We start from the raw sequence: 7,228 nt of genomic DNA, 5'->3' as shown, positions 1-7,228 counted from the left end.
CCCCTCGCGGTGATCCGCTTCGACGATCCGGACGTCCAGTATGAGCAGGCGCTCTTTACCGTCGTCGGCTCCGCCCTGGAACGGCGGCCCAACGCAGCCTTCGATATCGTCGCCGTCTCTCCCAGCGCCGGCGATGCGGCCCAGGTCGCCCTGGACACGACCCGCTCGCGGCGCAACGCCGAAGGCGTGCTGCGGACCCTCACCTCCATGGGGCTGCCGGCAGACCGCATGACCCTCTCGGCCACCAGCAGCGGCCAGGTCCAGGTCAGCGAAGTCCACGTCTACGTGCGCTAAGCCGCCAGTCTTGCCAGCATAGCCTGTCGCTTCGGAGCCGCTTCGCGGCTTTCCGCATAGGCAGGGCTGGACCCCCGGCGGTATCGCCCTAGTCTTCCTAGGGTTACCGAGAGGGGGCGCCATGTTGCTTGCATATCCCTATCCGGCCGAACGCCGCGTCATCCTGTCCCTGTTCGCTGGCCTGCTGCTCTGTCTGGCCGCGGCCGGCCTTTTCCAGCCCGCTTATGCGCAGGACTACAGCACGCCGCCGCAGGCCGATCAGACCGCGATCATGAACATCATCCAGTCCCAGTTGGATGCCTTCCAGGTCGATGACGGCGCGCGTGCCTTTTCCTTCGCCACGCCCCAGCTTCGCCGCATGTTCGGCACGCCGGAAAACTTCATGGCAATGGTGCGCGGCGGCTACATGGCGGTCTACCGCCCCCAATCCGTGGAGTTCCTGGATGCGCGCGTGGTCTCGGGACGGACCGGCCAGGCGGTGCGATTCGTCGGGCCGGACGGCATCGCCGTCATCGCGATCTACACCATGGAACGCCAGCCCGACGGCTCCTGGCGAATCGCCGCCGTGCAGCTCGTCCCCACCGGCGAAGTCTCAAGCTGACACCCGCACCGGCTCTGCCGAAAGGGCCGGCGAACCTCTGCTCCAGCGCGCATTTGACAGGCCGCCCCCGACAGCGAATAAAGGCCGGCGAATAAAGGCCGCGGCGACGCCGGACGCATCGCGGTGCATGCGCGCTGCCGGGTCAGTGCAACAGGGGGACCGATCACCAATGGCTCAGAAGAACTTTCCCGTTTCCTGGGATCAGCTGCATCGCGATTCGCGCGCCCTGGCATGGCGCCTCGTGGAAAAGGGACCCTTCAAGGGGATCGCCGCCGTCACCCGCGGCGGGCTGGTGCCTGCGGCCGTTATCGCCCGCGAACTCGATCTCCGAATGATCGACACCATCTGCATCGTCAGTTACCGCGACGACAACACCCAGGGCCAGCTGGAGGTTCTGAAGAAAGTCGACCACGACAGCGAAGGCTGGCTGATCATCGACGACCTGGTGGATACCGGAAAGACCGCCTCCGTCGTGCGCGAGTTGATGCCCAAGGCCCACTTCGCGACGGTCTACGCCAAGCCGGCCGGCCGGCCGCTGGTGGATTCCTTTGTTACCGAGGTCAGCCAGGATACCTGGATCCTGTTCCCCTGGGATTCGGAACTGCAGTCGGTGCCGCCGATCATCCAGAACTCGCGCGGCGGCATCTGAAAAAGGGCGTCTTGGACAGCGGGGCCTAAAAGCCGCCGGCGATATCTTCCAGCTCCTCGCGGCCAGCCAGTTCCACCTCGTTGTTGGGCAGCAGGCGGATCAGACTGCTCTGTTTCAGCTGCGTGAAGGTGCGGCTGACGGTCTCGGTCGTCAGCCCCAGAAAGTCGCCGATGTCGGTCCGGCTCATCGGCACCGAGACCGGCGATTCGCTGCGGCCGCGCTGCCGCGCCCGCCGGGCCAGCAGCAGGAGGAAGGACGCAATCTTTTCCCGCGCCGTCTTGCGGCCGAGCAGCAGCATCTGTTCCTGCGCCGCCGCCAGTTCGTTGCTGGCGATGTTCAGAAGACGTTGCTCCACCTTGGGAAAGCGCTCCATCAGGTGTTCCAGCTTCTGGCGCGGGAAGCGGCAGAGCTTGCAGGGGGTCACCGCCTCGGCGCTGTAGGCATAGTTCTCGTCGTTTGCCAGCCCCAGAAAGTCCCCGGCAAAGAGGAAACCCGTCACCTGGCGCCGGCCGTCCGGCAGCAGCTTGTAGATGCGCAGGGTGCCGTCCGTCACGTTGAACACATGATCAGCGGGCTCGCCCTCGTCGAACAGCGGAGTGCCGGCCTCAATCTCGACGTTGGTGACGATGGCCGCCATCTGTGCCTGCTCGACATCGTTCAGCGGCGCGCAGATTGTCAGGTTGCGAATGGAGCAGGCACTGCACGGTGAGGCCGCCCCGCCTTCGCGCGGAACCGCAGGAGCAAGACTGCCTACGTGATTGACATCGAATACGGCCATCTCACCACCCCATCGACCCACGTGTCTGCCCTTTCGCCCCGGGCCCTGCGCGACAGTGAAGAGTCGTGACAATGACCTGGATCAAGGACGCCATTCCGAAATCGGCCTCATGCTTCTTATGATTGGCTGCCCTTAGGATGCTATCGATCTTGCGAAAACTCAACGTCAGTCTTTTGCCTCAGGACGAGGTGGACCGCGCCTATCCCTTGATTCAGGCGGCCCTGCCGGGTGCGACTATAGAGGCTTGGCGAAGCTTCGCAGCGATGCGTTTAGGCGAGGACGAGTCAAGTAAGACTGGAATCCTATCTGTTCGAAATGAGCAGTCCTATATCGTCGGCCTGGGCGCCTATATGACGGTCTACGACCTGCAGCACGGTCCGATTCTTTTTGCCGACCATCTCTGCGCCATGGACATCGTGGACCAGTCGAGCGTCGCCCGGGCACTGCTGCGCGCGATGGAGCGGATCGCCGAACAGCAGGGCTGCTACGCGATCCATACCGCCCTGCCGCAAAGCGACGTGCGCGAGGCCGGCGGCTGGATCACCAACATCTTCCACGAACGCGGCCACTGCATCCGCGGCCTACAGATGTGCAAGCTGGTGGCCAGCGCCAGCTAGAGCACTTTCCGGTTCCTTCCAGCTTTTCACGGTATCCGCCTGCGCGGGCCCGCCGCCTAGCTTCCACTGGAAATTGCAGCCGCTCTGTCGGATGCTAAGGCGTTTCGACTGACATCGAAGCGGTTCCAGCCCGCATCTCTTGACCCCACTTCTGGAGAGGACGGCGCCATGCCAAGCTGCAGTTTCGCCAGCCCCGACCGCCCGCGCTTCGCTGTTCCGGCCCGGCTTCGATCCAGCCTTCGACCCCGCCCGCTTATGGCGCTGGCCTTTGCCGCAGCGTTGTCGGGCCTTGCCGGCTGTGCGACCCCGCCCGAAGAGACGGCGGCCGCCGCACAACAGCCGCGGCACATGGTCGCCGCGGCCAACCCCTTGGCCGCCGAAGCGGGTATGGCGATGCTCCGCAAAGGCGGCTCGGCGGTCGATGCGGCCATTGCCACGGCCCTGGTACTGGGTCTGGTGGAACCGCAGTCCTCCGGCATCGGGGGCGGCGCCTTCCTGCTCCACTACGCCGCCGGAGATCGCAGCGTCAGCGCCTACGACGGCCGCGAGTCCGCACCGCGCGAGGCTGGAGAGGACCTGTTCCTCAAGGCCGACGGCGAGCCCATGGCCTTCTGGGACGCGGTGGTCGGCGGCCGCTCCGTCGGAACGCCGGGCCTGCTGCGCATGCTGGAAATGGCCCACCAGGAACACGGGCGTCTGCCCTGGGCCGATCTCTTAGCACCGGCCATCGCGTTGGCCGACGAGGGCTTTGCGGTGTCGCCCAGGCTCAACGGCCTGATCGCCGGCGACAGGTTCCTGAAACGCTATCCCGAGACGGCAGCCTACTTCCACGACGGCCAGGGCCAGGCCCTCGCCGTCGGCACCAGGCTGCGCAATCAGGCCTACGCGGACACCCTGCGTGCCGTGGCCGACGGCGGCGCCGATGCCTTCTACAAGGGGCAGATCGCCATCGACCTGGTGCAGCGGGTGCGTGCCGCGGCCGACAATCCCGGCTTCCTCAGCTACGCCGACATGGCGACCTACGAGGCAAAGAAGCGCGCACCGCTCTGCGCGCCCTACCGCCAGTGGCAGGTCTGCGGCATGCCGCCGCCGACCTCCGGCGGCGTGGCGGTGCTGCAGATCCTGAGCCTGCTGGAAACCAGCGATCTCGCGGCCCTGACCCCGGCCTCGCCCGAGGCGATCCACTTGGTCGCCGAAGCCAGCCGCCTGGCGTTCGCCGACCGCAACCGCTTCCTGGCCGACAGCGACTTCGTTGACGTGCCGGTGGACGCCCTGCTCGACCGCGCCTATCTGCAAGGGCGCGCAGCCCTCATCTCGCCGCAGCGCAGCCTCGGCAAGGCAGAGCCGGGCCTGCCGGCGCAGCAGGCCCACAGCCCGCAGCAGCTCAATTCGCCCTCCACCTCCCACCTCTCCGTAGTGGACGCAGACGGCAATGCCGTCTCCATGACCGCCTCCATCGAGAGCGCCTTCGGCGCGCGGATGATGTCCGGCGGCTTCCTGCTGAACAACGAGCTGACCGATTTCTCCTTCCGTCCCTCGGTTGACGGCCAGCCGGTCGCCAACCGCGTCCAGGCCGGCAAGCGCCCGCGCTCCTCCATGTCGCCGACCCTGGTTCTGGACCGCCAGGGCCGTTTTGTCATGGCCATCGGCTCGCCCGGCGGCAGCCGCATCATCGGCTACACCGCCAAGGCCGTCATCGGCGCGCTGGACTGGAACCTTTCAATGCAGGAGGCCATCGACCTGCCCAACTTCGTCAACCGCAACGGCGCCACCGATCTGGAGGAAGGGCGCGGACTGGAGGGTGCCGCACAGGCCCTCGAAGCGCTCGGTCACGAGGTCAACCTCCGCGGCCTCACCTCCGGCCTGCACGGCATTCGTCTGACGGAAGCCGGCCTGGAAGGCGGCGCCGATCCGCGCCGCGAAGGCGTCGTTCTGAGCGAATAGGCCGCCGCATTGCACCGTCGAGGCTGTCACCCGCTGACACACGCTGAAACCGGAAGAGGCCCGCCTGCGTAAATGGAATCAGGCCGCATGATCGATCCGATCTATCGCTGGCGAGCCTCTTGCCATGTTCCGCTGTTTCGCCCTTGTCTTCGGCGCCCTCTGCTACCTCCTGTGCTCGGCGGTCCTGGCCTATTACCTCTGCTGGCTGGGCGGCTTTGTAGTCCCCCGGACAATTGACAGCGGGACCATCGACGGCGGCACGACGCTCGCCGTGGCCCTGCTGGTCAACGCCCTCCTGGTCGCACTCTTCGTCGTCCCGCACAGCATCCTTGCGCGCCCGCGCTTCAAGGCCTGGTGGACCGGCATCATTCCCGCGCCCATCGAGCGCTCGGTCTATCTCCTGCACACCGCCCTGGCGATGGCCCTGATGATGGCCGCCTGGCAGGCTCTGCCGGCGCCGCTTTGGCAGGTGGACCACTCCCTGGCCCAGACCCTGCTCTGGGGCGGCTTCGCACTGGGCTGGCTCTTCATGCTCGGGGGCGCCTTCTCCATCGATCATCTGGAACTGATGGGCCTGAAGCAGGTCGCCTACAGCTTTCTGGGCAGGCCGCTGCCTACGCAGCCCTTCTCGGTGCGCTGGTTCTACAGCGTCGTGCGCCACCCCATCGCGCTCGGCCACCTGCTGGTGGTCTGGTGTCACCCGCAGATGAGCCTGGGCCACGCTTACTACGCAGCGCTCGCCACGGCGTACGTCGTCTATGCCACCTACCGCCTGGAGGAGCCCGACCTGGAGCAGGCCTTCGGCGAAACCTACGCCGCCTACAGGAAGCGGGTCCCCGGGCTGCTCCCCTTGCCGCGCCCACGGCGCTGACGCCGGGGTCGGCCCGGGGGGCCGGTTCCGGGGGCCGGTTCCGCAGGCCAGCACCCCTGCCTGCACTCTTGCGGCGGGAGCAATCGCCGCTAGACTGAGGGGAGATGAGCGACACAGCCTCTCCCGCGGACGACCAGGCGAGCGAACCTCCGGACCCGGCCATAACGGCGGGGAGCGGCCTGCCGGTGGTGACCCTGAAGCCCCATGGCGTGAAGCGGCTGCGCCGCGGCCATCCCTGGGCCTACTCCAACGAGATCGAGATGAACGCCGCCGCCAAGGCGGTGCCGCCCGGCGGGCTGGTCGAACTGCAGGACCCGGCTGGCGAGTACCAGGGCACGGCCTTCTTCAACCGCCACCCGCTGATCTCGGCCCGGCTGCTGACCGCCCGGCGCCGCGACACCGTCGACCGCGACTTCCTGCTGCGGCGCCTCAGCCGCGCCCTGGAGATCCGCGAAAAGCTGATCGGCGTGCCCTTCTACCGTCTGGTCCATGCCGAGGCCGACGGCCTGCCCGGGCTGATTGTCGACCGCTTCGGCGAAGCCCTTGCGGTGCAGGTAAACACGGCCGGGATGGAGCGGCTGACGGGACCGCTGATCGACGCCCTCAACGAGGTCGTCGGCCCCGACACCATCGTCCTGCGCAACGACAGCGCCGCCCGCGCGCTGGAGCATCTGCCGGAGCAGGTGACCGTGGCCCAGGGCCGGCTCGACGGACCGCTGACGCTGGAGGAGAACGGCGCGCGTTTCTTCGCCGACCTGGAGGGTGGCCAGAAGACCGGCTGGTTCTACGACCAGCGTGACAACCGCGCCTGGGCCGCCGGTCTGGCAAAGGATGCCCGGGTGCTGGACTGCTATGCCTTTGCCGGCGGCTTTTCGGTACTCGCGGCACTGGCTGGCGCGCGGGAGGTGGTGGCGCTGGACCGCTCCCAGCCGGCGCTGGAGCTGGCGGCCATGGCGGCGGCGGCCAACGGCGTTGCCGAGCGCTGCCGCTTCACCAAGGGCGAGGTCTTTCACGAACTGCAGCGCCAGGCGGCAGCGGGCGAGCGCTACGATCTGGTGATCGTCGATCCGCCGGCCTTCGTGAAGTCGAAGAAGGACCTCGCCCAGGGCCTGAAGGGCTACCGCAAGCTGGCCCGCCTCGCCGCGAACCTTGTCGCGCCGGGCGGCTATCTGGTCGCCGCCTCCTGTTCCCATCATGCCGATGTCGACAGCTTCGCCGGACAGGTGCGCCGCGGCCTGCAAGACGCCGGGCGCAGCGCCCGCATCCTGCGCACCGCCGGCGCCGCGCCCGACCACCCGGTCCACCCCGCCCTGCCGGAAAGCGCCTACCTGAAGGCCCAGTTCCTGGCGCTGGATTGACAGGGCGGAACCTCCGCTACCGACCCACCACCTGTCACGGTCGGGCTTGTCCCGTGGTTCCATCCTTCGAGACGCCGCCCGCACACGTCATAAGGGCGCGGCTCCTCAGGATGAGG

7 protein-coding genes and 1 pseudogene are annotated in these 7,228 nt (G+C 67.5%); 7 read left to right on the top strand and 1 reads right to left on the bottom strand.

Annotated elements, in window-relative coordinates; genetic code table 11:
* The 3 genes and pseudogenes from Q0982_RS11670 to gpt all read left to right on the top strand — a co-directional run.
* A pseudogene (locus Q0982_RS11670) lies at positions 1-294 on the top strand (hypothetical protein); the annotation flags it as partial.
* 121 nt (positions 295-415) lie between these two features.
* Positions 416-895 carry a DUF4864 domain-containing protein gene (locus tag Q0982_RS11665; protein ID WP_299395606.1) on the top strand — a complete coding sequence of 160 codons (480 nt, stop codon included), beginning with the start codon at positions 416-418 and terminating at the stop codon, positions 893-895.
* 169 nt (positions 896-1,064) lie between these two features.
* Positions 1,065-1,544, top strand: coding sequence for a xanthine phosphoribosyltransferase (gene gpt / locus Q0982_RS11660; RefSeq protein ID WP_299395603.1), 480 nt, complete (start codon positions 1,065-1,067; stop codon positions 1,542-1,544).
* Between the two features lie 25 nt (positions 1,545-1,569).
* On the opposite strand, the gene Q0982_RS11655 is transcribed toward gpt, so the two are convergent.
* Positions 1,570-2,322: a cyclic nucleotide-binding domain-containing protein gene (locus tag Q0982_RS11655; RefSeq protein ID WP_299395601.1), complete on the bottom strand. Its 753-nt coding sequence runs from the start codon at positions 2,320-2,322 to the stop codon at positions 1,570-1,572.
* 149 nt (positions 2,323-2,471) lie between these two features.
* Here Q0982_RS11655 and Q0982_RS11650 point away from each other — a divergent pair, with 149 nt between their 5' ends.
* The 4 genes from Q0982_RS11650 to Q0982_RS11635 all read left to right on the top strand — a co-directional run bounded on the left by Q0982_RS11650 (position 2,472) and on the right by Q0982_RS11635 (position 7,112).
* Positions 2,472-2,939: a hypothetical protein gene (locus Q0982_RS11650; protein WP_299395599.1), complete on the top strand. Its 468-nt coding sequence runs from the start codon at positions 2,472-2,474 to the stop codon at positions 2,937-2,939.
* Positions 2,940-3,107: 168 nt separating this feature from the next.
* Positions 3,108-4,883, top strand: coding sequence for a gamma-glutamyltransferase (ggt, locus tag Q0982_RS11645; protein ID WP_299395597.1), 1,776 nt, complete (start codon positions 3,108-3,110; stop codon positions 4,881-4,883).
* A 124-nt stretch (positions 4,884-5,007) separates the two neighbouring features.
* Positions 5,008-5,754: an isoprenylcysteine carboxylmethyltransferase family protein gene (locus Q0982_RS11640; RefSeq protein WP_299395594.1), complete on the top strand. Its 747-nt coding sequence runs from the start codon at positions 5,008-5,010 to the stop codon at positions 5,752-5,754.
* A 104-nt stretch (positions 5,755-5,858) separates the two neighbouring features.
* Positions 5,859-7,112, top strand: a complete 1,254-nt coding sequence (locus Q0982_RS11635) for a class I SAM-dependent rRNA methyltransferase (RefSeq protein WP_299395593.1) — start codon at positions 5,859-5,861, stop codon at positions 7,110-7,112.
* Positions 7,113-7,228: the final 116 nt, after the last annotated feature.

The sequence above is a fragment of the Pelagibius sp. genome, from assembly GCF_028281305.1.
In the GTDB taxonomy this organism is placed as follows: domain Bacteria; phylum Pseudomonadota; class Alphaproteobacteria; order Kiloniellales; family Kiloniellaceae; genus Pelagibius.
The sequence above is the reverse complement of the archived record's forward strand: the minus strand, read 5'-3'. Positions and strand labels throughout refer to the sequence as shown.